The 26885-nt window shown below is 61.9% G+C and carries 29 protein-coding genes; 10 read left to right on the top strand and 19 right to left on the bottom strand.

Features of this window, described 5'->3' with window-relative positions; genetic code table 11:
* Positions 1–125 precede the first annotated feature (125 nt).
* The 6 genes from AB1555_08235 to AB1555_08210 all read left to right on the top strand — a co-directional run bounded on the left by AB1555_08235 (position 126) and on the right by AB1555_08210 (position 4199).
* Positions 126–758 carry an RNA polymerase sigma factor gene (locus AB1555_08235; GenBank protein ID MEW6246682.1) on the top strand — a complete coding sequence of 211 codons (633 nt, stop codon included), beginning with the start codon at positions 126–128 and terminating at the stop codon, positions 756–758.
* A complete protein-coding gene (locus AB1555_08230; GenBank protein MEW6246681.1) occupies positions 755–1057 on the top strand; it encodes a zf-HC2 domain-containing protein in 303 nt (100 codons plus the stop codon). Before AB1555_08235 ends, AB1555_08230 begins: the two co-directional genes overlap by 4 nt.
* A 146-nt stretch (positions 1058–1203) precedes the next feature.
* Positions 1204–1629, top strand: a complete 426-nt coding sequence (locus AB1555_08225) for a cupredoxin domain-containing protein (protein ID MEW6246680.1) — start codon at positions 1204–1206, stop codon at positions 1627–1629.
* A gap of 3 nt (positions 1630–1632) precedes the next feature.
* Positions 1633–2091, top strand: coding sequence for a cytochrome c (locus AB1555_08220; GenBank protein MEW6246679.1), 459 nt, complete (start codon positions 1633–1635; stop codon positions 2089–2091).
* 94 nt (positions 2092–2185) lie between these two features.
* Positions 2186–3895, top strand: a complete 1710-nt coding sequence (locus AB1555_08215) for a hypothetical protein (GenBank protein MEW6246678.1) — start codon at positions 2186–2188, stop codon at positions 3893–3895.
* Between the two features lie 46 nt (positions 3896–3941).
* Positions 3942–4199: an AbrB/MazE/SpoVT family DNA-binding domain-containing protein gene (locus AB1555_08210; protein MEW6246677.1), complete on the top strand. Its 258-nt coding sequence runs from the start codon at positions 3942–3944 to the stop codon at positions 4197–4199.
* 324 nt (positions 4200–4523) lie between these two features.
* Here AB1555_08210 and AB1555_08205 read toward each other — a convergent pair whose 3' ends face one another.
* From AB1555_08205 to AB1555_08190, 4 genes are all read right to left on the bottom strand, one after another.
* Positions 4524–4751, bottom strand: coding sequence for a hypothetical protein (locus AB1555_08205; GenBank protein ID MEW6246676.1), 228 nt, complete (start codon positions 4749–4751; stop codon positions 4524–4526).
* Positions 4752–4920: 169 nt separating this feature from the next.
* Entirely contained in the window at positions 4921–5274 is a 354-nt protein-coding gene (locus AB1555_08200) for a hypothetical protein (protein MEW6246675.1), read from the bottom strand.
* Between the two features lie 155 nt (positions 5275–5429).
* The gene (locus tag AB1555_08195) at positions 5430–6200 is read right to left on the bottom strand and encodes a TIGR04255 family protein (GenBank protein ID MEW6246674.1); all 771 of its coding nucleotides are present in this window, start codon (positions 6198–6200) and stop codon (positions 5430–5432) included.
* Between the two features lie 419 nt (positions 6201–6619).
* Positions 6620–7987 carry a M20/M25/M40 family metallo-hydrolase gene (locus AB1555_08190; protein ID MEW6246673.1) on the bottom strand — a complete coding sequence of 456 codons (1368 nt, stop codon included), beginning with the start codon at positions 7985–7987 and terminating at the stop codon, positions 6620–6622.
* 98 nt (positions 7988–8085) lie between these two features.
* On the opposite strand from AB1555_08190, the gene AB1555_08185 reads away from it, so the two are divergent.
* Together AB1555_08185 and AB1555_08180 are read left to right on the top strand one after the other, a co-directional pair.
* Positions 8086–8541, top strand: a complete 456-nt coding sequence (locus AB1555_08185; protein ID MEW6246672.1) for a hypothetical protein — start codon at positions 8086–8088, stop codon at positions 8539–8541.
* A gap of 107 nt (positions 8542–8648) precedes the next feature.
* Entirely contained in the window at positions 8649–9230 is a 582-nt protein-coding gene (locus AB1555_08180; protein ID MEW6246671.1) for an elongation factor P, read from the top strand.
* 43 nt (positions 9231–9273) lie between these two features.
* Here AB1555_08180 and AB1555_08175 read toward each other — a convergent pair whose 3' ends face one another.
* Positions 9274–9744 carry a helix-turn-helix domain-containing protein gene (locus AB1555_08175; GenBank protein MEW6246670.1) on the bottom strand — a complete coding sequence of 157 codons (471 nt, stop codon included), beginning with the start codon at positions 9742–9744 and terminating at the stop codon, positions 9274–9276.
* 342 nt (positions 9745–10086) lie between these two features.
* On the opposite strand from AB1555_08175, the gene AB1555_08170 reads away from it, so the two are divergent.
* Complete coding sequence (locus tag AB1555_08170) at positions 10087–10467, top strand: response regulator (protein ID MEW6246669.1); 381 nt, start codon at positions 10087–10089, stop codon at positions 10465–10467.
* Between the two features lie 57 nt (positions 10468–10524).
* Here the strand turns inward: AB1555_08170 and AB1555_08165 are convergent, their stop codons facing one another.
* Entirely contained in the window at positions 10525–11496 is a 972-nt protein-coding gene (locus AB1555_08165; protein ID MEW6246668.1) for a hypothetical protein, read from the bottom strand.
* A 39-nt stretch (positions 11497–11535) separates the two neighbouring features.
* Positions 11536–13086: a transglutaminase-like domain-containing protein gene (locus AB1555_08160; GenBank protein ID MEW6246667.1), complete on the bottom strand. Its 1551-nt coding sequence runs from the start codon at positions 13084–13086 to the stop codon at positions 11536–11538.
* 213 nt (positions 13087–13299) lie between these two features.
* Here AB1555_08160 and AB1555_08155 point away from each other — a divergent pair, with 213 nt between their 5' ends.
* On the top strand, positions 13300–13995 hold the full coding sequence (locus AB1555_08155) for a hypothetical protein (protein MEW6246666.1): 696 nt from the start codon (positions 13300–13302) through the stop codon (positions 13993–13995).
* An 11-nt stretch (positions 13996–14006) separates the two neighbouring features.
* Here the strand turns inward: AB1555_08155 and AB1555_08150 are convergent, their stop codons facing one another.
* The 12 genes from AB1555_08150 to pyk form a co-directional block, all read right to left on the bottom strand.
* Complete coding sequence (locus AB1555_08150; protein MEW6246665.1) at positions 14007–15236, bottom strand: outer membrane beta-barrel protein; 1230 nt, start codon at positions 15234–15236, stop codon at positions 14007–14009.
* A 133-nt stretch (positions 15237–15369) separates the two neighbouring features.
* Positions 15370–15942: a hypothetical protein gene (locus tag AB1555_08145; protein ID MEW6246664.1), complete on the bottom strand. Its 573-nt coding sequence runs from the start codon at positions 15940–15942 to the stop codon at positions 15370–15372.
* A 22-nt stretch (positions 15943–15964) separates the two neighbouring features.
* Positions 15965–16402, bottom strand: coding sequence for a DUF1566 domain-containing protein (locus AB1555_08140; protein ID MEW6246663.1), 438 nt, complete (start codon positions 16400–16402; stop codon positions 15965–15967).
* Between the two features lie 273 nt (positions 16403–16675).
* Positions 16676–17674 carry a site-2 protease family protein gene (locus AB1555_08135; GenBank protein ID MEW6246662.1) on the bottom strand — a complete coding sequence of 333 codons (999 nt, stop codon included), beginning with the start codon at positions 17672–17674 and terminating at the stop codon, positions 16676–16678.
* Positions 17675–17686: 12 nt separating this feature from the next.
* Entirely contained in the window at positions 17687–18532 is an 846-nt protein-coding gene (locus tag AB1555_08130; GenBank protein MEW6246661.1) for an MBL fold metallo-hydrolase, read from the bottom strand.
* A 75-nt stretch (positions 18533–18607) separates the two neighbouring features.
* The gene (locus tag AB1555_08125) at positions 18608–19123 is read right to left on the bottom strand and encodes a macro domain-containing protein (GenBank protein MEW6246660.1); all 516 of its coding nucleotides are present in this window, start codon (positions 19121–19123) and stop codon (positions 18608–18610) included.
* A 52-nt stretch (positions 19124–19175) separates the two neighbouring features.
* A complete protein-coding gene (locus AB1555_08120; GenBank protein ID MEW6246659.1) occupies positions 19176–19382 on the bottom strand; it encodes a type II toxin-antitoxin system HicA family toxin in 207 nt (68 codons plus the stop codon).
* A 1316-nt stretch (positions 19383–20698) separates the two neighbouring features.
* Positions 20699–22225: a pitrilysin family protein gene (locus tag AB1555_08115; GenBank protein ID MEW6246658.1), complete on the bottom strand. Its 1527-nt coding sequence runs from the start codon at positions 22223–22225 to the stop codon at positions 20699–20701.
* The gene (locus tag AB1555_08110) at positions 22222–23787 is read right to left on the bottom strand and encodes a pitrilysin family protein (GenBank protein ID MEW6246657.1); all 1566 of its coding nucleotides are present in this window, start codon (positions 23785–23787) and stop codon (positions 22222–22224) included. The genes AB1555_08115 and AB1555_08110 overlap by 4 nt, the downstream gene beginning before the upstream one ends.
* Positions 23788–23864: 77 nt before the next feature.
* Positions 23865–24515: an HAD-IA family hydrolase gene (locus AB1555_08105; GenBank protein MEW6246656.1), complete on the bottom strand. Its 651-nt coding sequence runs from the start codon at positions 24513–24515 to the stop codon at positions 23865–23867.
* Entirely contained in the window at positions 24516–25070 is a 555-nt protein-coding gene (locus AB1555_08100) for a hypothetical protein (protein MEW6246655.1), read from the bottom strand.
* Positions 25071–25207: 137 nt separating this feature from the next.
* Positions 25208–26671 carry a pyruvate kinase gene (gene pyk / locus AB1555_08095; GenBank protein ID MEW6246654.1) on the bottom strand — a complete coding sequence of 488 codons (1464 nt, stop codon included), beginning with the start codon at positions 26669–26671 and terminating at the stop codon, positions 25208–25210.
* Positions 26672–26885: the final 214 nt, after the last annotated feature.

The raw sequence follows: 26885 nt of genomic DNA, 5'->3' as shown, positions 1-26885 counted from the left end.
ATCCACTTGCTCTGGGTCGGGGGTCTCTTCCTTTCCTCCTCTCTCGCGCCTGCCCGTCGCCTCGCACCCCTCGCCCGGCGCTGGCTTGACAGGCCTACGGAACCCCCGTAGACTCCGCCCAACGTATGAAGATTCGCTCCCAGGGCCGCCATCCGGGGACCCGCCCATCGCCTGGACCTAATGAGCCCGCAGCCTTCGATCAGCTCTACCGAGATCATGTCGATCTCATCTATCGTTTTGCCCAGCGGCTCTGCGGCGAAGCGGACGCGGCCAAAGACATCGTTCAGGACACGTTCCTCAACGCCTATCGTGGATTCAAGAAATTCCGAGGAGATGCGCAGGTTTCCACCTGGCTCTACACCATCGCCTCTCGGGCATGCCTTCGGATGCGGCGGAAGCGGAAAGGAGAGCCGGAGCGGGAACTTTCCCTGGAAGAATTCATCCCCACGTCCGAAGGCGAATTCAAGCTGCAGATCCCGATGGACGGCCTCACGCCCGAGGAAGCGCTGCAAAACAAGGAATTGCGGCGGGCTCTCGATCAGGCCATCGAGAAACTGCCGCCCAAGTATCGGATGGTGCTGGTCTTGCGGGATATGGAAGGACTGAGCGCCAAGGAGGTCGGCACCATCATGGGACTGAACGAACGGGCGGTGAAATCGCGTCTCCACCGGGCCCGGTTGTTTGTGCGACGAGAGTTGAGCGCGCGCGGCATCGCCCGACAGGGCGGGACCGGCACCGAAGAAAGGATGGTCCCATGACAAGGCGGTCCCGGACGGCGCCGGCGGGAAAGAACCAGTCCCATCAACGCCACGGTCATGGGAAAGCTCATTGTCTCAAAATCCTGAAACAGTTGTCCGCGTACCTCGATGAAGAGCTGTCTCGCGAAGTGTGTGAAGAAATCCGCAAACACTTGGGCGCCTGTCCCAACTGCGAAGAATTTATCGAATCCCTTAAACAAACCATCACCCTCTGCCGACACCACCCCGTCCGGCCGTTGTCCCCGACCGCCAAAGCCCGGCTTCGCCGTCAAATCCTCGAGGTAGCCGCTTCCCTCTGATCAAGAACTCGGGACGCCGTCGTGCCGCGGCTGTTGCCGGAGACAGACCCGCCCGCCCACAGGAGCGGGTGGCGTCGCCGAGCGGCTCCGCAGTATGATAGATGCAAGCGGCGATGCCGATGGGCAACCCAACCCGAACGGAACTCATGGAGCAACCCGGTTTGCGGATCGGGATAGTTCTCTGCCTCACCATCATCGGCCTCCTCTGGCCCGCTCCACCCGGACGGGCCGGCGCCGACAGCGGGCAGGAGCAGCCGGTCACGGTCGAGATTCGCTCCAGACAATTTCTGCCGGATCGCGTCGTGCTGCAGTCCGGGCGAAAGACCGCGCTTGTCTTTCTCAACCAGGATTCGGAGTTGCACGCCTTTGTCCCGGTGGGGCTTTTCGCGGGCGTCAACGTCAATATCGCCGGCAACGGGGCGCCGGAATTTGATGCGCATGGATTCAAGCGCGTGATTATCCCCCCCGACGGCCGCGCCGAGATTCGGTTCGTTCCCGACCGGCCCGGCGAGTACGCGTTCTTCTGCGATATGCCCGGTCATGAGATGCGGGCGACGATTGTCGTCCAGTGAGGCATGAGGGCGCGAAGTCGTTCGTCGCAGCGACATCCCTTTCCCGGTTCCTGTCGCAGCCGGGCCGCCGGTGGCTTGGTGCGCTGGGTCGTGATGATCGGTCCGGTCGGGATCGCCGCCGCGGCGCTGGCCGGCAGCGTCCAACCCGGTCATCTGGAGCGCGGCAAGGCGATCTACGAGCAGCGCTGCGCCGGGTGTCATGGGCCGGAAGGCCGGGGCGACGGGGTGCAGGCGCCCTTCCTCTCGCCTAGGCCGGCCAGTCTGATTTCGGCAGCGACGTCGGCCAAGACGGATCAGGAACTGCTGCGCGTCATCGCGAACGGGAAACCCCGGACTGCGATGCCGGCGTGGAAGGATACCCTGAGCGAGGAGGAGCAGCGAGACGTGTTGAGGTACATCCGGTCGTTGATCCGCTTTAGCCAGCCCTTGCTGACCCCGCCTCCACCGGCCGGCAGTCAATAAAGCCCGTCCTCTCTCGTCCCTCTTTCCTCTCGCGCGAATGACATGCTAAGGTGTCATTTTTTCGGGATATTCTTTGGAACGGAGGATCGATCATATGTTCTGGCACACCTCGTTGCGAACCGCTCCTGTTCTTCTGTGCCTTGCCGTGAGTGCGTTCATCGCATGGGGGCTGACGGACGGCAGTCAAGCGTCTGCCGCGTCGGCCTCGAAGACCGGCAAGAAAGCCAAGCCGTCCGGTCGCCCCTCACCGCCGGTTGCCGCCGCTCAGCGGTATGCGGAAGCGTTGGCCAAGGGCGATCGCGTCACCGTCGGCCGGCTCGATTTCGCGTGCTCGTATACCATGGTGAAGGCGGCCGGAGGCAAGCTTAAGACATTCCCGGCGGAATCCGACCCCGTGTACGAAACATGTTGGAAACAGATCACGGACGCCCATACGCCCGCCATCGACACGAGCGATCAGGGTATGGACCTCTTATGGCCCAGCAAGGGCGACTTTGTCTTCTTCGGCGAGGAGTTGAATCGCTATCCGGCCTCGGCCTTTGTCATGGACAAGCTGGGACTGTCGCCGCCGGGAAGCGGACTGCGCGTGGAGCCCCAAGGAACTGCGCCGCTGCCCGCCGCTTCCTTTCGCGTGCTGCCGGACGGGCCGGTACTCGGGGCGCCGGCGACGTTGGTGAAGCTCACAGTCACCTATCAGGATCCCCTCACCTCGCCGGTGACGTACGCGCCGGGCACGTACAAGTGGGCGAACACGATCAAACGTCCGCGTCGGGCGCTCAAGTCGCTGGTGGTGCAGTGGGTCGTCATGTCGGGCTTGGGCAAGCACGGGTTCCCGAGCGATCTCGCAGTCCTCAATCTACCGGTGGCGACCCTGGGTGACGGAACCGAAGGGGTACAGGAGGCCATTCCGTTCGTCACGGAAACCAGCGGAGCGGTTCGCGACTCGCTGGTCTGGTGGGGACCGAAAGACGCGCCAGGGTTGCTGATCGCGGCCGTCGGGCGGGCCGCGTTGTTCCCGGACCTGCGCGACCGCGTCGCGATGCTGAACCGGGTGCTGATCATCGATCCCAACCAGCCGGAAGCCCTCACGGTGCTCACGCGCGACCTGTACGCAATGCTTCTGCGGGAAGGGGCGGCCGCGCATCAGGTCCCCGTGAGGGATGGCGCGCTGGCCGACCGCGTCAGCGAGCTCTATTGGAACACCTATGCCCAGACGACCAGAACGGACTTGTCGCTCGGGATGGAAATGGGCGGGTTCGACAAGCCGACGGCGGCCGACTATCTCTATCGCGTGATTCCCGCCATGGAGAAGCTCGCCCGGGTGCGGCCGGAAGTCACCGAGAATCGGCTGCGGCTGGGCATCGCCTACCGCTGGAACAATGATCAGCTCGCGGCCATTCAAACCCACGAGGCGCTGCTGAAAGATGTCCCGCCGGAGCGCGCGGCGCTGCGGGCGCGGGTGCTCATCGAGCTGGCCTGGTCGCGGATCGAAAAAGTCGCCTGGAACCGGTTCTACGACGATCCGGAAATCCAACAGGCGTACCGGGAAGCGGGCGAAGCCTTGAAGCTCGCCGATCAGCCGCTGGACAAATTCACCGCCGCCTATACGATGGCCTACAGTATGCTCTTCATGCCGAACCGCGACCATGACGCCATGCTCAACCATCTCACGGAAGCGCGGCGCTGGTACGAGCAGATCCCGGGCGCGTCGCAGGAAGTGTGGCACTACTGGCTCGGGCAGGAACTCCTGAAAGCGGTGCTCGACGCGGACCCCAAGTTCAAGCCGTTGCTGGCGGCGTCGTAACTCAAGCTCTCAGACGCCAGCGGTCAGCTTTCAGCACGGTGAAGTCATGGATTCTGGTTATGTGACAACCAGGGGTCGGATTGTCATCCCGGTCCGGCTTCGTCGGAAGCTCGGAATCAAACCGGGCACCAAGGTACGCTTCATCGAACAAGGTAGTGAAATTGTCCTTCAGCCGCTGACCAAGAAATACATCCGAAGCATGTGCGGCATGCTGAAGAGCGTCACCTCTATCACGGAAGAATTGCTGAACGAACGGAAGAAGGACAGAGAGCGAGGAGAGTCTCGGCGTGGTGAGGACGTGTAAAGGCAAGCCAAGGATACAAAACGACCCTCGTGCCTGCATCAGCACGTCGCCTCACATTCGCCCAATTACCTGTGAATCACCGCTCCGTACAGGTTTCCGTCTTGTTAAGACCCGCCCAGTTTATGGTGCGTTAACCTGAATCCAGCGCGATCCCCAGATTCAGTTCGGAATTCTCATTGTAGCCCCTGGTCTGAAATGAATTCGGGGCTTACAGTGGAAACCTCACCAAACGTGAGGTTTGGACTATGCCGCTCGTGGAGCTCATTTGGCGTCCGCCAGAGCGTTAGACCATAAAAAATCGCGTCAAGTGACGCCGAATTCACGTTAACACTTAACCAGCAGCGTGGCCTTTCGAGCAAGCGCAACTGCTTTTATCTGGCGCTGTACGTCGTCCTCAGGCCAATTCTCGATGTCGGCGTGGCGAGGGTGGGGATGGGGCCGTGGAACGATGAATAAATTTTCGTCCAGAATGATCTGGGCTTGGACGTCTGCCCGTCCCAGAACCGGCAACTTCCGTTCGAGCTGTTTGGTAACATACTCCTCGCCAATCATCCATATTTCTCCATCACTACAGTCTTGGGTTCTATAGACGGAGGTTCGTCGAACTGGACGAGTTGGTGGTCTAGGAGAGGAAGGCTTAAATGCCTGAGGAGAGATATTTTGAGTTCCGGTGTTAAACCACTTAGGGTTAGTCAGAAAGCGGGTAATGCGCTCTCTTGGGTCAATCTCTTGTGGTAAAGAATCTTGCATTCGGGAAATAGCAATCGAGTATTTCTAGCACGACCCTGGGCCAACCTTCGGAGAGCGGGGCTTTGCCATACTGAGCATGTTCATCCGACATCATCGCAGCCCAGATTAGTCTATCCGGCCCAGGCGTGACCGACACCATTCTATGCTGCGAATCGTGCCATTCAAACGAGATTTCACCTTCGGGAGATGGTACAAGGTCCGGCGATGCAATCGTGTCGGGAAGTGATTGAATAAGCTTCAACGTTCTGACAACTGCCTCATCTGAAATCGGAAGAGCATCATATCCATCCCAAGCCGCGGTTGAGCATTGTTTCCCGATTTCCATAGCCTCATCGTACAGTAGACGTTTCCATCCCAGCGAAATCGGCTCGTATGTGTGCTCGCGGACGCTCGAAAGCTTACGCCGAAGCTTGACCGATTCCTCACTTCGTCCAGGCTCAACCAGCCAGGTACGGCGTACACCAATAGCAAGAGCTCGGCTCATTGCAGAGGTCCGAAGAGATCCTTGGCCTTCTGATGAAGACTTTTCTCAAATACTTCGTTCTTTATATCACGAAATCGTTCAAGAATTCTCCACATTGCTTCAGTATGTGCAGGTAAAGCCTCCGCACGGATGACGTCAATGTCGAGCAGTAAGTGGACCGAGTCCGGCTGCATTTCTTGGGCTGGTGCTTGGGTCACAATTGCTATTGCGTTCAGTTCTGGTATATCAAGTGTAACCCGGCTCAGGAAATCCCTAAAATCCTGATACTTACAATCCTTGGGAGCGCTAGGTGGAGCAGTTAGATAATCGCTCAACTCAACTATTGGCGCAGGTATTACGATCTGATTAATGTAACGAACCGCGAGACGCTTAACCTCGACGATACCAACGCTGTTTGCATATAACTCCCAAGCACGCTTGGCTTCGTCACGGAGAGCCTCCCAGCCTGGCCATCTCTCTTTGGGGTCTGGCTTCAAGAAATTGCAGGTGAACCCATCCAACCGGTACTGGATAATTCTCTTTTTGTCGTCTGATTCGAAGTGGAAGCCAGTAATTCCGTAAGCCTTCTGTGCCGACAGCAAAGCATCTTCACGGAACTCAAACTTACCCTCCCATGTCTGCTGAGGCCTCTTGTGGGGATACTGTGCCCGAAGAGCCTCATGAAGTTTCTCTAAAGCAGGAAGTTTTTCTGCTGGGAGTCGGTTAACCCTAATATCAATCAACGCCTCACGGACTGGAGGCCTCTCATAGGAAGGTACAGCAAACATGAAGGTAATATAGTGATTGCCGCCGGTGAAGACAACAGGCTAAGGACCTTTGATCTGCGAAGAAGTACCCCTTGGCCGAGATTCTTGCCCCTGTCGCATAGGCGGCCTCGTTGGTCCTCCACTGTACGCATCACCACCCTTTGCATCATGAAGAGCAATAGGTTCCTCGGCACTGCTCTTCATATGTTCCTATGTTCGACGGTTCTATTTTGAGGGATGGCGCGGCTTGCGTCGCGAATTGCGCGGAGGCTCGGTTCCGCACTTGCCGAGCAGATGCGGTCGCTGTAAGCGACGGCGAGCACTGTTCGAATGTCCGTTCGAGCGAGGCTCAGGACTGAACAAGTTGCGCAGCCGAGTCAGATGTGAGGCTTACGTGCGGTCGAGCTGGAGCACCTGAGCAGCGCGGGGCGCACCATCCCTCATTTCTTCATCTTCGCCAGCTCGTCAAAATACGCCGCAAAGGCTTTCATGCCGCCGGCGGCTTGGCCCCAGTCGAAGAACTCGTTGGGCGCGTGGTAGCCGTGCTCGGGCAGGCTCAGGCCGAGGAAGAGGATGGGTACGTTCCACGCCCGCTGCATCGTCACCACCGCGCCGATCGACCCGCCCTCGCGGATGAAGGCCGGCTCTTTCCCGAACCCTGCCTTCAGCGCCCGCTTCACCGCGTCGACATAGGGCCCGTCGAACAGACCGCGGAACGGCTGCAGCATGCCTTCGCGCTCGACGACGACGCGGGGATTCTGCTTGGCGACGAATTGCCGCAGCAGCCGGAAGATCTTCTCCGGCGTCTGGTTCGGCACCAGCCGCATACTGACCTTCAGCTCTCCGTAGCCCGGAACGATCGTCTTCACGCCCGGTCCCTGATAGCCGCCGACCATGCCATGCACTTCGAACGTGGGCGAAGCCCAGATCCGCCGGAGCACATCGGCCCGCTCGGTCGTGCGCAGCGTCTGGAAGCCGTAGGCCCGCATGAAGCGCTGCACCTGAAAGCCCGACGCCAGGAAGCTTTTGATCTCGGCTTGGGTCGGCTTGACCACATCGTCGTAGAAGCCGGGAATCTTCACGCGGCCGGTCTTGGCATCGACGCAGGCGTGCACCAGATCGGCCAGTTCCGCGAGCGGGTTCCGCGCCGCGCCGCCCGTCAGGCCCGAGTGCGCGTCCTTGTCGCCCGTGCGCAACATCAGCCGCGCGCCCAGCAACCCGCGCAACCCGTACGGCACAGCGGGTCGCCCTTTCGCGATCCAGATCGTATCCGACACGACCACGGAATCCGGACGCGGGACCGCCTCGTGATCGCGCAGGGCGGCCGCAAAATTCGGGCTGCCGATTTCTTCCTCCAGTTCCCAGAGAAAACGGATGTTGATCGGCACGCCCCGCTCGACCGCGTACCGGGCGCCGAGGAGCGCGGTCAGCGCCGGGCCCTTGTCATCGGTGGCGCCGCGTCCATGGTAGCGGCCGTCCTCCTTGCGGAAGGCGAACGGCGCGTGGCGCCACTCCGGCTCCTGCGCCGGCTGCACGTCGAGATGGTTGTAAACCGTGACCGTCGGGTGCCTTGCGCCGGTTGTCCAGCCGCCGGACACGACCGGATAGCCGCCGGTTTCCACCACGCGCGCCTCGGCCCCGAGACTGGTCAGAAACTGCACGGCCAGGTCGGCCGTCCGCCGGATATCCGTCGCCCGCCGGGGGTCCATGCTGATCGACGGAAGTTGGACGATCTCGGCCAGCATCTCTTCAAATCGCGGCCGAGCCTCGTTAACGTACGCATCGATCAATTTCTTGCTCGTTGCCATCGCCGCTCCTCCTCCCGTCACACATCGCGCGGGAGCGGCATTATAGCCGGACGCGGCGGTGGGAGAAAGCCGGCAGAAGCATGGTAGAATCGCGGACGATGAGCGCGAACCCGGCACCGGCGCTGCCGCTGTTGACGTTCCTCCTGATGCTCAGCCCGCCCCTCGTGTGGGCCGACGAGCCGACGCCGGTTCAGGACATCCTCGCCAATCCCGACGCCTACCACTTGCGGCTCGTGACGGTCCACGGCACCGCGCGGGACATCCAGCCGCTCGACCCCTACACGCAGCCGAGCGGAGTCACCTGTTACAGCGCCTATCTCTTTCGCCTCGACGACGACACGGGGTCCCTGCCCGTCGCCGTCCTGGGCGTCTGCGGCGTGCCGGTGTTCCGAGACCCGGACGTCGAGGAAGGCGACCGCGTGACGGTCACGGCCACCATTCAGGCGCCGGGCCACGGCAGTTATTACCTGACGCTGGAGGGCCTGCGCATCTCCACGGCGGAACGTGGGCAGGTGCAAGCCGTCGCGACCAGGATCGAACGGTCGGCCGAGTAACGCGGTCGGCTTCGCCGTTTCCCGCCCATCGAGACTCCCCGGCTCTTGACCCCGTCCCCGAACATTCCGGTAGGATAGGCCCACGACGATGAAAGGAGGGAGATCCGATGCGAGCCGCACAGGAACTCAAGGAAGGCCAAGCCATTCTCCTCAACGGTGAACTCTATAAGGTCCTGTCCATCGAGCATCATTCGGGCACCGCGAAATTTTCCGGCATCGTGCGGGCGACGCTTCGACATCTCGAGACGGGAAAGGAGCGGGAGATCCGCTGGAACTTGGACGACCGGATCGACGACGTGCTGCTCGAGCGCGTGAAGATGCAGTTCCTCTACGCCGACGAGGATCTCGTGTTCTTCATGCATCCGCAGACCTATGAACAGGTCTCGCTGCCTCGGCCGGCGTTGCAGAAAGCGCTCCCGTTTCTCAAAGAAGGCGACACGATCCAGGTCGAATGCTACGACGGAAAACCGGTGGCGGTGGATCTCCCGAAGTCCATCCCGATGACCGTGACCTTCTGTGGCTCGGGCATTCGCGGTCAGGGCGAAAATACCATGAAGGACGCGACGCTGGAGAACGGCTTGACGATCCTGGTTCCCCAGTTCATTCACGCTGGCGACACCGTCCTGGTGGAGGTGGAAACCGGCAAATACCTGGATCGCGTGCGGAAGGAAACCAAGCGGGCGTCGTGAGGGCCGAGAACAACAGCCAAGCGTTCAGTCGCGGCTGGTGTGTTTAGGGAGACCGGCGGCGGACACGGGACCGTTTGCGTCGTCGGAGCTGAACCGCTTCTTCCATCAGCTTCAGCTGCCCGATCAAATGCTCCCGAACGTCCCGGTCGCCGACTCTGAGGATTTCGGCACAGCGCTCCAGGGAGGCTTGCTCTTCCGCATCGAGCTCTTCCCACACTTCGGCTAAACGCCGAACCGTCGCGTCAGGGATTCTGCCTGCCCCGTAACCCGCAGGCGACGTTTCCGCGGCAACATCCGCATGCCAGATCGGCCCCTTGCCGGTCCGCAGCCATTCCACATTTCTTCCCGTGAGATACGCGACTCGATACAACCACCCTTCAGGGATTTCGCCGCGATGGACGGCGGAGACGATGGACTGGGGACGAATCTCCAAGCTGACGGCAAGCTGCGCCTGCGTCTTCAGATTCAGAGCCTGAAGCAGCCGGTCAATAATTTCGCGAGGTTCTGACCCCATTCGATATCAGCTTATTTCATGTTGACATGGAATAAGGATTTACTTACATTCCCTCAGAGCGCAGAAGGCCGTCGCTTGCCATCGAGAAAGACCGACACGTCGAGGCTCACGCTCCGCGACCGGTTGGTGAACGGGTGTCTGAACACACCACGGGCCTGTCTCATTGGCGCGCCCGTGGCAGGGCGGGGCGTATCCGCTGTCTTGGAGGACCGATACGCTCCGCCTTTATTAAGGGCAGAAGTCTAGCGACATTTCACAGGGGATTCAATGTGGCAGTCTGGGCTGCGACCGGAGGCTGGGGAGGCTCAGCCCGCCTGAGCGAGTCGATGGAAAGGTCGAAGCATGGCAGGCCATGCCACGATTCTGCTTGTCGATGATGAACGGATGGTGCGGGATCTTGTCGGCGCCATTCTTCAGAGACACGGTTACGCCGTGCTGGAAGCTCACTGTGGAGCCGAGGCCCTGCGAATCTGCCGCGAACATGCGGGACCGATCCATCTCCTTCTCACCGATGTGCTGATGCCGGAGATGAACGGGCGAGCGCTGGCGGAGCAGATCAGGTCGTTCCGTCCGGATATCCGGATCCTCTACATGTCGGGCTATACCGGCAACGTCTTTCCCGCTCACCTCGCTGGCCAATCCGCCATTACCTATATCCAGAAACCCTTCACGCCCGCCGATCTGGCGCGCAAGGTACGCGAGGTCTTGGAGAAAAACGCCTGACAACGCTTTGGCGTGCACCGGTCCCGGGATCAGCGCCTGAACGCGGCTCCCCTGGCCTTACGACCCCTGCAATTCCTTCAGCCGCGCGCGGTGTTGCTCCGGGTTCACGCCGGATTCAACGAGGGCCTGGAGGACTTTGATCAACTCGGCCTTCACCCCGGCTTGATACGATCGACGGCCGAGCTCTCCGAACACCCGCAACGCTTCTTCGAACGCTCCGCGAGCCGACTCCAGATTGCTCGACCGCTGAACTCCTCGGTCCGCCAGCATCCGATACGCCGTCCCAAGATTGTTCTGCGCGCGACCATAGCTCAGCCAGGCTTCCTGTCGGTGGCGCAGGCGAATCGCGTCTTGGATCACCGCGATCGATCGCGTGAGGTTCTGTTCCGGCTCGATGCCGCGTTGCGCCATGACTTGATAGGTGATGCCCAGGTTATTGAGCGCACCCGCGTGGTTTCCCTCGTTCTCCAGCCGCTTCCACAGCTCGGCGGCGATCCGCAGGGCGTCCTCGGATTTTTTGAGATGCTCGGCCGGCTCCGGCTCGTCCTCGGCCAGCATGCGGTACGTCAACCCCAGACCGTTCATCGCCGTGGCCAGACCGGCGCTGTTTCCCTGCCGTTGATGGATCTCGGCCGCCTCCTGCAAGGCGCTGCCCGAATACTCCAGATTCGCGCGGGACTCGACACCCCACTCCGACAGCATCCGGTAGGTGATCCCCAAGTTGGTCAAGACGCCGGCATACATGGCGGAGCCCTGTCTGTCGTTCAACAGGACGAGCGCCTCCTGGAACAGGGTCATCGCCCGCTGCAGATTGTTGACGGGATCGATGCCGCGCTCCGCGTCCTTTTGAAGCATGATCGCCAGATTGTTCTTCGTCGCGGCGAGGACTTCGGTGCTGTCCTCCGCGCTCCCGTCGGCGGCTTGCCGCATCAGCCGGCCGCGGTCATGGTCCGCCGCCGCGTTCGCGGCGGCGAGAAGGCTCCACGCGCTCCAGAGGACGAACCAGAATATGGAATCCGACCGTGACATGACACCCATCAGGCTGAGTCCGAACGCGTGGCCGGCTTTTCAACGTTCTTCATGGATCGGAGCGAATGAGAGAATGTCCACTTGGATCTTCCCGACCAGGTCCACAAGCGGCAGGAGATCGGCCGGGCGCTCGCCGTCGATCAATTTAATGTGCGTCGCATCGACGCCGACCTGCCCGAACGTCGGATCGACCGGAAGCCAGACCCCGTCAACATAGCTTTCCGCCCAGGTGTGGTAGAGAAAGCCCTCCGGCTCGTCGGTGTACACCAGGCCGTTCGTGACCTTCGTGGGGATGCCGAGGCTGCGCGCCAGGGCTGCGTAGAGCAGCGTGATGCCTTGGCACTCGGCTTTCCGGCCTTTGAGGACTTCCAGCGCCGAGAACACATCCACCGGCTTCTGCGCGACATGCTCTCGGATCCATTCGACCAGGAGACGAACGTGCGCGAGCCGATCGAGGTGTTCACCGACAATGCCTCTCGCCGCGCTCCGGATTGTGTCATCGTGGCTTTGAATAGCCGCTGTCGGATTCATGTACGGTGTCAGGTCGGTCTCCTGCGACTCGGACGTCCGGACCGTCGCGCCGAGACGCGAAAGTTCAGCGGCGAGGATAAGGCACTGGATCCGACCGTGGTGCCGTTCATCCGGCCGCCCGCACTGCTGCAAAGCGTCGGCCGGCATGGTGAACGCGCCGGGAAGGCCATCCACCGTAACGGCCATCGATGTTACCGCCCGCGGACGAGGCAGCGTCGTCTTCGTGCGGACCCGGCTGTATTCCAATAAGACCTCCCGCTTGTTGAGGCTTGCGCGCGCCAGGTAGGCCTTTGCCCGCGCCTCTGATTCCAGCGTGGAGATCAAGACCCCGTGCCAAGCCATCTCCAGCACCGGCTCGCCCCGGTCGTTGAGCCACAGCATGGAGTCCTGACCCCCCGCCGAGGTGGCGACCCGAAAGGCGCGTCCTTCGTAGAGGTCGCTTTCTTGGTACGCTTCGATGGCTTGAGACACCCGGACGACTTGCCCGCGTTGCCCGTCATAGGCGAGATAGTCGTATCGCTTGCCGACCTCGAGCCCCTGCAGCGTCGGGTACAAGACCACGGCGCTGGTAGGATATACCGCCTCGGCGACCGGGATCGTCTCGTGACTGAGCCGCCCCGCGTTCTCCCGCTCGACGGTCAGCCGGCCGCGCTCGACGCGTCCCGTCAGTTTCATCTTTTGACCGTCGAGATCGTATTCATGAACAAACCGCACCAAGGTGAGATCGCCCGCCACCCAGTCCTGCGCCTTGAGCGTCACGGTCTTGCTGAAGCCCAGAAAGTGAAACGCCAAGAGCGCTTCTGAACGCAGTTCGTACCGATCGCCGCCGGGGCCGTCCGGGATCAGGGCCAAGTGTGTGAGCCCAATCTTCTCGCCGTTGAAGACGATGCCGGTCCAATAGGCCTGATAAGGCCACGCCGACAGCGCATAGTGAAAGGGTTGCTGCGAGGGCGGGGGCGCCTCGCGGAAGTAAGCGCTGGCGCACCCGGTCAGGAGCAGCAGCACAAGCAGGAGCTGCGACCTGTTCACGCCGTCGCGCGCCGAGGAAGTCCCGGTCATTCCGCACCCATGCTCCACGTTCACTGACAGCGCACCGCCTCCCGGACGATTATACGAGCTTTGCCTGCGGTCTCCTACAGCCATTTCTCCCCGCTCGAGTTCTGTGCTAGAAAGGCGCGGTGCCTGGGGCAAGGTGAGACTCCTTCCAAGCGACCGATGAAACAGATTCTCCCGGCTGCGACTTGAATCGGCTGGATCGGCACGGGCGTGGGCATGATGAGAACGGCCCTTTTCGGTTTCGCTATTCTGATTCTCACAGGCTGCGCCGGCAGCAAGGGATTGGATCGAGCCGCGCTACAGGAGACGCTTCGCCGGGGTGCCGACCAGCTCCTTGCCCAAGGCAATCCATCTCCGCCTCAGGTGTCTCGCCTCGTGGTGCCCTTTACGCTGGGGGTGTACTTCACACCCGCGAACTACCTCCACCGGCGGTTCGAGTGGACTGACGCCGACAAGGAAACGCTGGCGGCCTGGGGCAGGAGGCTCAAGCGCGAGGGCCTCCTGTCGGACATCCTGCTGCTTGCGGATTCATCGGTTCACGGCACGACGCTGAACGAGATCAGGCTCGCCGCAGCCCGCTACGGCGCGGACGCGGTCTTGATCGTGGACGGCGCGGCGGCCGTCGACCGATACAACAATGCGAAGGCTGCCTTCGCGTATTGGACGATTCTCGGCGCCTACCTGGCGTCCGGAACACACAGCGACGCGCTGGTGTTGCTCGAAGGGACGTTCTGGGAGATCCGTACCCAGTCACTCCGCTTCTCAATAGAAGTCGAAGGACTGGCCAAGACCGTCGGTCCCGCGGCGTTTGTGCGCGATCACGACACCATCGAGCGGGCGAAACACCAGGCGCTCGAAGCCTTCGGCAAGCGATTGGAGGATCATCTGAAATCTCACCTCGTCAAGCAGTAACGCCATCCATCTCACGGCGAATCGAAGATCACAATGGCCGAGAAGATCAGCACGTGCTGGGCTGCCGTGAGACCGATGACCCCGGGGCTGATCTCGTTGCCCTTGAAGAACCCGCCGCCGACGCCGGTCGATTCATCGAACCGGTGCTCCAGCCGGAGAATCGTGTTCGTCCGCTTGTAGGGCACCCTGTATCCCAACGTGGTCGTGACGGCTTTGACGAACTGCTCGAACCCCGTCAAGCGGCCGTTGCGGTCCCAATAGAATTCCGGTCGGACCGCGATGCTCCAGGGTCCGCTGAAATTCCATCGAATCGGCAGCATCGCACCGGTCCAGAAGGTCCGAGGATTGCCGGGCACGGCCAGGTTCTCGGTGCCGATCTGGTGCTCGAACGCGATGGTCACCTCGTCTCCTTTCCATTCTGCGATGGTGTCGAAGAACAGCCGCCAGAACTCGAGCGAGGTATCGGCCTGCTCCGGCCCGTAATAGACGGTCTCCTTAACCGTCAGGCGCGGAGTGGCTTTATAGGCCAGTTGTCCGCCGTAACTCGGCTGGTCGTTCGGGTGTGAGAGGTGAAAGTAGCCGTTGATCACGTACAACGTACCGGTCACTTGCTCATTGAAGGGATAGCTGACGTTGAGTCCGAACATCACATACGGCGAATAGTCTCCGATCCACGGCCTGGTGTAATTGATGTTGTCTTTGGCATAGAGCGAGTCATAGCCGATCAGGCTGTTGAAGAGCCCGCCCTGGATCGTCAGCCCGTTTCCCACCGGAGCCAGATATGACACGTTGGCCCGTCCAAAGTGGCGGAGCTGGTCCGAAGAGCCGACCTTCGGCTGGTTCGCATGAAACCCGAACACCCTCGCATCCTGGCCGCCATGCCCCATGAGTTCCATGCCCCAACGCGACTGCTCCGTGGCATCTTTGCGGATGTAGGCCCCTCCCATATTCAGGTCCAGTTCGTTGACGCGGGGTGTCGTGCCGCGGTTCCGGAACAGATGGTTGGCAGGAAAATCGAAGTCGAGTGAATAGCCAAGATCGACAAACCCGCCGTAGTGCCAGTCGGATGTCGGGGCCTTGCGCTCCGCGTTCGGCTTTTTCCGGATGCTGAGATCGACGATGTCTTCCCGGTGTTCCGGACGCGGACCCTGAGCGGGTGGATGTTCGGCGACGACGTGCCCCCCCGACATCCACCAGCAGAACAGCATCGCCGCGCTCGCTCCCGACCACCGCTTCGTCATCAGTTCTCTCCCTTTCTCTTCCCGTTTCGAACCGTACCCGATGCCGCATCAAAAGGAGGTGAAAAGAGGAAGGGAGACTATCAAGACGGCGTAAAATCGTGAAGAGCTGAAAAGAAGCGAAGAGAGGGCATACTCAGGCAGATTCGGGTTTCTGGAGTTCCGACCGATACCACCGCCACACCAACCACGCACAGGTCGCCAACATGCCGATCCAACCGAGGACGGCAACCCAGTAAGCGATCACCGTGTCCGACGCCAACACGCCCCAGCGGCCGAAGATCTGTTCCCAATCATGTTCTCCGCCGCCGACCAACGGGAGCGCTTGTGCGCGGGCGTCGGCCATGTACCGCGCGATGTTGAGAACATTTTCGAAGAACCAGACACCCGCGACGGCGCATCCGAGCGTGTCCCGTTGCCGCCAAAACGCCAGCCAGACGAGGAACGGCATCGCGAGCTGCCCGAGCGTCCCGCCGTAGAGACCCACCGTCTCTCCGAAGATGCCGAAGAGCGGATGGCCCGCCTCATGGAAGACGAGGTTGACGTGATCGAGGAACATGAAGCCGTCGTCGTCCGTCGCCAGCAAGGCGAACAATCCCGCCAGCCCCGACAGCGCAACCGCACACTGTCCATTCGAGACCGGCTTCCATGGGTACCCGTGAATCCGGCGGGCGCAGTCGAACACGGTCCCGAAGGGATTCGTCGGCATCAGGCGGGTGGGAGGGAGCCGATCACTTCTTCGGCTCGCCGAGTACGCACCAGACGCGACGCGTGCCGGACTTCTGATCGGTGACGGCTTCGCCGGAGAAGAAGCTGACTTGCCAGGCGACGATCTCATCGGTGGGCGACGGCGTGGCCGTCCAGTAGATCGCCGACTTGATGTTGACAAAGGGATGGCCGGGCGGGAGCGCCGGATCTTTTTGCGACGGATCCACCAAGGTCTTCAATTCCTCGACCGTCGGAGCCCGCCAGCCGGTTTGTCCCCCGACGGTCTTCGTCTCGCAGCGCGCAATCGAGGCGCTCCAGACATCGAACTCACGGTCCGGCTCCCGTTCCCAGATGAGTCCGGTCTGGTTGTCCTTGACGGCTTCGCCGTTGAAGACCGTCGTGAACCGGTCGGCCGCGGCAAGCGGCGACGCCAGAGCCCACAGCCCAAATCCGAAGAGCACCGCCCAACCTCGGTGTGGTGTTTGGGACATCACAGGTCGATCACACTGTCCGACAACGGAACACCTCATTGGCAGGCCGTTGAAAAAACTTTGGAGCATCCCGGAAAGACAGGACTGCAAGAGATGACGGACCGCATAAGAATGGCCCGCAGGATGTTCAAAAAGGCCGTCCAGTGCGGCCGCAGCGAGCGAAGAGGCGAGGCGTACTCTTTGCGGTACGTTGAGCCTCTGAGCGACGCGAGAACAAAGCTGGCGGACTTTTTCAACATCCTGTTAGTGCACGGAGAACGGCACCGGTGCAAAGGTCAGGACGAAAATCGCCAGGGCCCCCCAGCCGACCCAGATGCGGGTCCGGCCGAGGGCGACCTCTGGATCCTGCACTGGAGGGTGCGCGAGCCCCCACAGGCCCGCCATGCCGGCCCACAAGAACCATCCGGGCCACCCGACGAATCCCAGCACAATGAGCGCCGGCACGATCGCGACGGCCATCGTCCGCTGCCGCGAACCCCAGAGCGCATAGGCGACGTGGCCGCCGTCGAGCTGCCCGATCGGGATCAGATTCAACGAAGTCACAAACAACCCGAACCACGCGGCAAATCCGATCGGATGCAGCACGACATCCGCGTTGGGCGGCAGTGGGCCGATCACGAGCCAGGACATGAATTGAAGCAGGAGCGGCTCCCCCAGGTGCAGGCCGTAGGCGGTCTCACCCGACACGACCTTGGACAGCCGGAGCCCGATGATCAACGCGATGACCGCCACCACGAACCCGGCGATCGGCCCGGCGACCCCGATATCGAACAACGCCTTCCGGCTCAGGATGGGGCCCCGCATCCGGATGATCGCGCCGAACGTCCCGATGAAATGCGGCGGCCCCGGAATGAACAGCGGCAGCGAGGCGGGGACGCGGTGAATCCGCGACAGCACGTAATGGCCCAGTTCATGGGTGACCAGAATGCCGAGCAACGTGGCCGCGAAAGGCACCCCACGCCACAACACGCTGGGATCCTGCACCAGAAACCGCCAGGCTCCCAGAAACGGCGTCGTGTTCGTTTGGTACGCGCCCGCCCAGAGCGTGGTGAACACGGTGATGAGGAAAAGGGCTGCAGGGAGGAAGAGTTGGGACGATGCGCGTCTTGCCGGTTCTTCGACGACCGGAATCAGTCGCTCTCCTTGAGGATCGCTGCTCTCTGCAGGCTCGAACCTCGGACGAGGCCAGGGGTCATGAATCGAGCGCCCGGGCCACTCGCCGCCTCGTTCGTCACGATCCATCTCGCCACCCCCTCAGGCTGCTCCTGCAAAGGGATTGTACACCAGTTCCTCATGCACCGTCGTGGACGGTCCATGACCGGGGAAGAGAACGGTGTCGTGCGGAAGCGTCAGGACCCGCGTGCGCACCGATTCGAGATGGACCGGGTACAGTTTTGCCGGATTGGCCCGGCCGATCGACCCGGCGAACAGCGTGTCTCCCACGAAGCAGATCGGTTGCCCGCCGCGCTCGACGCGGTAGCAGATGCCGCCCGGCGTGTGCCCGGGCGTAGTCAGACACCGGACCGTCAGGCGCCCGACCTGGATCGCTCGCCCGTCTTCCGGAACGGAAAGCCGCTCGCTCGGGGGCTTCCAGTTGAGGAGCGCGACATCGTCCGGCCCCACATAGACGGGCACAGGCCACGCCGCGAGAATCCGGTCGATCCCCTCCGCATGATCCGCGTGGCCGTGCGTGAGACAGACGGCGACCAGCCGCAGCCCCCGGCGGCTCAAGAAGTCGAGCACGGCGCCGGCGTTGCAGCCCGTATCGATCAGCAGCGCCTCGCCCGAATCGTGCAGCACATAGCCCTTCACGGCGTAGCCGCCGATGTCGCCGTGGATGGTTTCGACGCAGGTGATGGACGCAGGCGCCGGCTCGGGCATCCAGCCCTTCGACGCGATGGTCTCCAAGGGCTCGGGCCTGAGACCCAATGCCTTGGCGATCGCGTGCACCTCCTCGCGGTCCCTCGGTTGATCGCCGCGCTCCAGCGCGGTGATGTCGTGCCCGGGCAGACCGGTCATGCGGGCCAGGTCCCCCACCGTCAACCCTTGACCGGTTCGCGCCTTTTTGATGATGTCGCAAAAGTCGTCTTCGAGCGGCATAAAAAATAAAGCTGGGAGCGAATAGCACAGAGGAAAGTGGTTCAACGCTTTCTGCTTCGTGCTACCCGCTATTGGCTATTCGCTATTAGCTAGCGCAAGGCGCCACGCGTTCACCATGTGCTCATCCACATCGACGAGGATAACCGTGCGCAGCGAGCGCGCCGAAAAGGCGCGGATCTCGTGCACCATGAGCCGGGCCGCTTCCTCGTGCGCGACTCCGCCGACGCCGGTGCCCATGCCCGGAACGGCGATCGACTCGAAGTTCTTCTCATCCGCCAACGCCAACGCCGCCTTCGTCGCCGCCGCGACGTTCTGCGCGGGAATCCGCATGGCCGGCCCCGGCATCGTCGGCGCGTGAATGATCCCCCTGAACTTGGTCTTGCCTCCGGAGGTCAGTACCGCGCTCCCCACCGGAATCGGCGCCTGCTTCCTCGCCTCCGCCTCCACCTCCTGCCCCGCCGCCCGCTTGATCACGCCCGCGACCCCGCCGCCCATGACGCCCTGGCTGTTCGCCGCATTGACGATCACCTCAGCCTCCGCGTCGAGAATGCTGCCTTGGACGACGGTGATCGTGAGACTTGTCTTGTCCATTGGTCAAACGATCTCAGCGTAGATAAGACGACTGTCGTAGGGAAGAAAGCTCTCAGCGGCCGAAAAAGTCTTCCAAGGTGTGGCCGGCATCTTTGAGGATCTTTGACAGCTTGGACCGGCTGAGTTCTTGGCTCTCATGCGCTGCGATCACGATGCGCCGGCCATCGCGGTGACGCCACACTCGATGACTAGACTCCTGCCGATCTTGCTCCCAACCGTGGGCTTTGAGGAACCGAAGCAGGTCCCTCAGCTTGGCCACGCGCAGACCATAATTGTGTCAGCCTCGGCAGGAACTCGACGCGGCGGAGGAGGCAAGGGATCGCCATAACGAAGTGTGCTGCGAAAGTACGCCTTGACCGCGCCTCTGAGTTTCCGACGCACTCCGGTCTTCGTCGGCGCAATGGCTGTGACAGGCAGCCCCTCTGGCCACGCCATCCACCCAGTCCGGTCGTGTTGATACCTCACCGGGAATTCGTAGATGATCGGCTCAATCTTTTCGGCAAGTGCATGGGTCCGTTTCATAGACCGCCTCGCTTCATCGCCGCGATTCTAACACACCGTTCCCGCTGCCCGTCAGGCCTATACAAAGTAGACGCCTCGAACCAGTAGCGTCCGGTTGAAAATGGCATGACGTCACTTTTAGCCAATACCAGAGCGCCGTTTCGCAATTGTTAACGTGTCTCCGACTTGAACATGAAGAGAAAACCGACCCCATTATGAATCAATTGGTTAGAACTACATAAATGACCATTTGTGATTTGGCCGGACAGTACTGGCCTCGAACAAGTCCAAATCTAATCGGCAGACGGCAACCAAGTTCATTTTCCCCCGATAACTGCCTCATCCGGTAATTCCCAGAACGTCTCCATACCACAAAACGACCTGCAACCACCCAAGTTGGATTTGGTAATCCTAAGATTGGCGTACCAACCAGGGATCGAATTCGTGACCTCTTCGGAGTTGTAGAAAAATCCAACCGTGGGAGAATTCTCTAGCAACACCATCGCCCATCGTGTGCATAATCGTCTTTCAATTTCCGTAAGACGGTTTCGCTGGGACTCCAAAAGTCAACTTCGCTTTCAAGAACGCATAGACCAAAGTCTCCCGGCCCAGCAATGTCTCTCATAATGCTTTGCAGGTCGCTCAGGCTCGCAATTGATCCCTCAGTGTCTCTAAACAAATGGAGTATGTTCGAAGTGCTGGCCCGTACGACTCTGAATTTACTTTCGACGATTTCGACGATCTCGACGAACTTGGGGATTATGGGTTCAGAATATCTTGGCATTGGCTTACCTAACATTCATCACACGAGAACGATCTTGCTTCTGTACGAGCTTGGTCCATCGAGGCGGTGGACGGAGCGCCTTCGCGGACGCGCCGTGCTGATGTGCGTAGCGGACGAACGAGCGAGGCCCGACCGCCGATGCCTGCTGAAACAGGTATCGGCGGATCGGAAAACACCCCACATTCAGATGTGGGGGATGGGAGGCGCCGCAGCCGTTCGCCCGGTAGCTACAGCAGCTAGGCGGGGCCGCGCTGAAGCGGAGTTCACCGCCTCGATGGACCAGCCCCGCGTTATCCCTCCGGAGCCAACTTAATCTCCTTCACCTCCCCGAACGCCGACAGCAGGCGCGGCAACGTCTCGGCGGAGCCGACCGCGAGAATCCTGAATCTCTCGGGATGGAGATGTTTGCTCGCCGCCCGGAGGAGGTCGTCTTTGGTCAGTTTCACCACCTGGTCGCGAAGCTGCTGGAGAAAATCCTTCGGCAAGCCGTCATATTCCAACCCCATCAGCCGCCCCACGATGCTCGAAGCGCTGGTGAAGGAGAAGACGAACGAATTGACGAAGGCTTCCTTCGCCTCTTCCAATTCGTCGTCCGTTACCGGCTCCCTACGCAACCGCTCGACGTTGGCGATGAACCGGTCGATGACTTCGTGCGTCGTGGACAGCTTGGTCTCGGCGCGCAGATACCACACCCCCTGATCGTGCGTGCTCACCCGCAGCCCGCTGCCGACGGAGTAGGCCAGCCCCCGTTTGGTCCGCACGTCCCGGAACAACCGGCTGCGAAAGGAACTGCCGCCGAGAATGTCGTTGAGCAGGGAAAGGGCCGGATAGTCGGGATCGTTCTCTTTGATGGTGAGATGCCCCACGCGCAGGTGCGTCTGCGAGGTGTCCTTGCTGATATAGCGGACCATCGGTTTGGCGCCGTCGGCACCCGCATCGACGACCTCGGGGATCTTCAATTCCGGCACGTCGCCTTTGGGCCAGTCCCCGAACAGCTCCCGCAACGCGGCCAGCACATCCGCCTTGTCGAAGTCGCCGGTGATGCCGAGGATGATCCCGTTAGGATGGACCGTCCGCTGGTGGAACGCCACGAGATCATCACGGGTCACGCGCGTGACGGATTCGATCGTGCTTTCCCGCGCGCTGGGATGATCGGCGCCATAGATCAGCTTGGCGAACTCCCGCCCGGCGATCGATTGCGGACTGTCCTGCCGGCGCCGGATGCTTTCGATCGCCTGGAGCTTGGCCAATTCGACTCGATCCGGCTCGAACGCCGGCATCCGCAGCAAGTCGGCGAAGATCTGCAGCCCCCGCTTGAGATCCTTTTTCAGCACATCCAGCATGGCGGAGCCGGATTCTTTGCCGATGCCGATCGTGATCGTGGCCGCCAGCCGTTCGAGTTCCTCGTCCGTGTCCGCTGCGGACATCCGCTTGGACCCGCCCGTGCGCATGACCACGCCGGTCAACCCGGCCAATCCGATCTTGTCGGCCGGATCGAGCCAACTACCGGTCCGTATGATGGCCTGGACGGTGACCAGCGGCAGTTCGTGATCTTCCAGCAGGTACACCACCATGCCGTTGTCCAAAACCAGCCGCTCCGGCTCGGGCGGATTGAACTCCACCGGCGCGAAGCGCATGAGCCGCGGATCGGTCTGCGCCACATGGGCCGCAAAGGCGCCCGAGACACCATTGACCGTCATGAATATCCACACGACGATTGTGCCCACCACAGTCGGCATTGCCGCAAACCGGTTCGACATAAATCCCCTCTGTTCCCGCCACTTCACGCGTAACGTTTCACGTGTCACGCGCTTCATGGCTTCACCTCGACGCCCGCCTTCGCCGCGACTTTGCGATTGGCGGGGGTCTTGACCAGCGTCGCGACGGTTCGATTGGATTTCTTCAGATACTGGGTCACCACCCGCTGAATGTCCTCCGGGGTCACCTTGGCGATGCGATCGCGCGCCTCGATGACGTATCGCCAGTCTCCGGCGACCGTCTGATAAAAGGCCAACTGCGAGGCCAGCCCGCCGTTCGACCGGAGCGACCGGACGAGCGAGGCGTCCAGGTTGTTCAGCACCTTTTCCAGTTCCTGCGGCGTCACCGGCTCGGTCTTCAACCGTTCCAACTCTTCATAAATCGCCGCTTCCACCTCGGCGGCGGTGTGAGGCGCCAACGGCGTGGCGCTGATCACGAACAGGTTGGGCGCCCGCACGCCGGGGTAATTGGTGTCCGTCACGACGGAGACCGCAAGGCGCTTGTCCCGCACCAGACGGCTGTACAGGCGGGAGGTCACGCCGTCCGACAGCACCGCGTCGATCACGTCGAAGACGAAATCGTCGGGATGCCCGATGCCCGGCTTGTGATACCCGATCAGCAGCGTCGGCTCCGCGTCGAACTCGACTTCGACCCGGCGTTCGCCGCGCTGTTGCGGCTCGACCGTCACGACCGGCGGCGGGGGCGGCGTCGGGGGAATGGTGCCGAACGTCCGTTGGAGCAGATCGATCACCTCTTTCGGGTCGATGTCGCCGACGATGGCGACCGTGGCCCCTGCCGGCCCATAATAGGTCTTGAAGAACTCCTCGGTCGCCGCGGGCGTGAGCGCTTGAATGTCCGACGCCCACCCGATGGTCGGAAGTCCGTACGGATGGGCCTGAAACGCGGCGGCCGTGAAGGCCTCGAACAAGAGCCCGTGGGGATTGTCGTCCGTCCGAAGCCGCCGCTCTTCCATCACGACGCTGCGTTCCTTATAAAATTCGCGCAGCACCGGGTGGGCCATGCGGTCCGCCTCCAGGGCCGCCCACAGCGGCAGCCGGTTCGAAGGCAGGCTGACCATGTAACGTGTGAGGTCCTTGCCCGTGGCGGCGTTCAGCCCCACCGCGCCGTGACGCTGGTACAGCAGCGCCATCTCGTTGCCGACCACGTACTCGCCGGCCTTGTCTTGCAGTTCTTGGAATCGCTGCATGAGCTGATCGAGCGCAGGCGCGCCGTCGGCTTCCTTCCTGCCCGACGTTTTCACCGCCGCCGCTTCCCGCTGCCGCCGCTCGATTTCGCTGCCGAGCCGATGCAACTCCTCCAGCAGCGGGCGTTCTTTCTCGTAATCCTTCGTGCCGACCCTCCTGGTGCCTTTGAAGGCCATGTGTTCATAGAAATGGGCCACGCCGGTGCGGCCGGTGTGTTCGTTCATGCCGCCGACGCCGAAGGTGAGGTTGATCGAGACGACCGGCGTCTGGTGCCGTTCGACCATCAGCACCTTCATGCCGTTCGAGAGTTGATGCTCGATGACCCGCTCCGCCAGCCCGGACATGTCGGCGTGCAGCAGATCGAGGCTCAGGTTAAGGCTGAGGCCGAGGGTCAGGACGAAAATTAGCGTCGTCATACGTGAAGCGTAAAGCGTATCTCGCAAGGAAGGAGCGACGAACGACGAGAGACGAGAGACGAGGAACGTTTTCTTCTTCATATAAAGATCTCCATCAATTCTTCCGGTCGTTCGATGAACCAGTCAGGTTGGCAGGCCGCCATCTTCTCGCGATTCCCCATCCCGTAGCCGACCGCGCAGACGCGGATGCCGGCGTTGTGCCCGCCGTTGATGTCGTTGGTGCTGTCGCCGATCAGCACGGTCCGCTCCCGAGGGACGCGCAACGCCTCCATGATTTTCAGCAGCATCCCCGGTTCGGGCTTCAGCCCGTAGCCGTCGTCGCCGCCGATCACATAAGCGAAGTGGTGGCTCCCCAACCCGTCCAGAATCACCTTGGTGTATTCCATGGATTTGTTGGTCGCCACCGCCTTGTGCTTGTCGGCGAAATGCGCGAGCGCCGTCTCGACGCCCGGATAAAACCGGGTGCGGTCCAGGCAGTGCGCCAGGTAATGGCCGCGAAAGACGCGCAAGGCCTCCTCGTACTCGGCCTGGTTCTCCTCGCCGACCGCCAGCCGCAGCAGGCGCTTGACGCCGTCCCCCACGAACCCGAAGATTTCTTCCTGCGGGCGGCGGGGCAGCCCGAGTTCCTCCAGCGTGAGGTTGACCGAGTGGGCGATGTCCCACTTGGACTCGATCAGCGTCCCGTCCAGGTCGAAGATCAGGAGATCAACCGGCGCTTTCTTGGCCATTCACTTCGCCTTTCGCAATTCGTCCCGGAGCGCGGCCAGTCGCGCGCGGCGGCCGGCATCGGATTCCTGCAGGATGGCCTCCCGCACGAAGTTGAGCATGCGCTTCTGCCCCACGTGAGGCGGCAGGATCGGCTCGACGATCCGCCAGCGGTTCTTCACCGCCCGGACTCGGATCTTGACCTGTTCGGTCGCGTCCTCCGGGATGAACGACGCCGTCTCCAGGTAGACGGCGCCGAGCACCCGGAACTCGACGGGAATCACGACCTCCAGCATGTTGACGATCTCCCATTGCTTCAACTGCTCGGGCACGACGTAGCTCTCGATCACGACGACATGCCCCCAGGCCGGTTCTTCCTTCCACCCGATGTACGGCACGACCGCGTCGAAGGACATGCCGTCTAACCGAGCCCCTCGGGCATCCAGCGAAAGGTATTTCTTGACCACCTCAGCCGGCGAATTCGCGATCGACCCGGTCTGGGTGAACCCCGGGCCCGCCGCCAACACGACACCCAGGAGGCTCACTATCGTGAGTCGCAGCCACCGGTGTTTCGTCATTCGTCAATCGTCATTCGTCAATGGTCCAGGCGGACATTCCGACAAGATGCACCGGCCGTCACTGGTCATATGTCAATCGTGAATGCGCGCGGTCTGAATCGATTGACGAATGACGATTGACCGTTGACGATCGGTGTTCACGTCACTTCGTGCAATTTCATCAGGTTGGTCCCGCCGGGCCGGCCGATCTGGGTCCCCGACAAGATCACGATCCGCTGCCCGGCTTTGACGAGCCCTTCCGCCTTTAACCGTCGTTCGGCTTCGCTCACCCGCTCGTCGGTCTGGTTGATCTGCGGCATCGTGTGGGGAATCACGCCCCAATAGAGCGCCATCCGTTGCCGGACCGCTCCGAACGGGGTAAAGGCGATGATCGGCGCGTGCGGACGCTGCTTGGAGACGAGACGAGCCGTCATGCCCAATTCGCTGAAAGCCACGATGGCGCTGGCGCCCACCGCGGAGGCGGCCGCCGACGCCGACGTGCAGATGGCTTCGGGAAAGGAGACTTCGCCGCGGCCGTCGTCGGCCCGACGCGCGAACGCCGGCCCGGTGCCTTCTTCCGCCGCCCGAATAATGCGATCCATCACACGCACCGCCTCGACCGGATACCGTCCGATGGCCGTTTCCGCGGACAGCATCACGGCATCGGTTCCGTCAAAGACGGCGTTCGCGACATCCGAGGCTTCCGCCCTGGTCGGCCTGGTCTTGTGGGTCATGGATTCCAGCATCTGGGTCGCGGTAATCACGAGGCGACGGCGACCATTCGCTTCCGCGATGACGCGTTTTTGCAGAACCGGCACGGCTTCCGGCCCCATCTCGACTCCGAGATCGCCGCGCGCGATCATGACCCCGTCGGCTTGCTCCAGAATCGCATCCAGGGCCGTGATAGCCTCCGCCCGCTCGATCTTCGCGATGACCGGCTGATCGCCGCCGCAGTCCGCGATCAGGTTCTTTGCGTCAAGAATGTCTTCCGGCCCCCGCACGAACGAGAGCGCCACGTAATCCACCCCCTGCGCGATGCCGAACCGCAGGTCTTCTCGATCCTTGTCGGTCAGCGTCGGAGCGCTGACCCGTGTGCCGGGGAGGTTGATACCCTTATGGGAGGCGATCCGACCGCCGGCGACGACCGTACATTCGACGGCGCCGCCCGAGATCCGATTCGCCTTCATCTCGACCAGCCCGTCATCGATGAAAATCCGGGCCCCGGGCTGGACATCGCGCGCCAGGTAGGGGTAGGTCACCGGTATCTCGGGAACGTCGCCGGGGGTTCCCGCCCGCGCGACGGTGTGGGCGCCGATCTGGCCGCCGGAACGCAACAGCATGGTCTGCAGAATCACCTGCTGACCGGGCACGACATCCACCCCACCGTCATCCAGCTCACCGACGCGAATCCGCGGTCCTTGGAGATCCAGGATGACGGCCACCGCGACCCGGCGACGCTCGGCTGCCGCGCGAACCGCGTGAAGGGCGCGCCCATGCGACTCATGACTGCCGTGCGAGAAGTTCAGCCGCGCGGCGTCCATCCCGCTCTCGATGAGCTGATCGAGCAGCGCGGGGGAATCGCTGGCCGGGCCGATGGTGCAGACGATCTTCGCTTTGCGCATGCCTCGGTCTTCCCGCTTGACAAGATTGATCGTGCGGACCATCTTGTGGTGAGACGGAAGGGCGCGGTCCGGGGGCGCGTCGTCAACATTCGTCGCCGCGCCCGTCGCAACTCGCCGCCATTCTAGCAAACGCGCTTTTCCGCCGCAAAGGAACACCCGTTCGTGCGCGACGAATGACCCGGCGCGCGAAGGAAACCAGACCTGCCGGCTCCTG

The organism is Nitrospirota bacterium (assembly GCA_040755395.1).
In the GTDB taxonomy this organism is placed as follows: domain Bacteria; phylum Nitrospirota; class Nitrospiria; order Nitrospirales; family Nitrospiraceae; genus DATLZU01.
The sequence above is the reverse complement of the archived record's forward strand: the minus strand, read 5'-3'. Positions and strand labels throughout refer to the sequence as shown.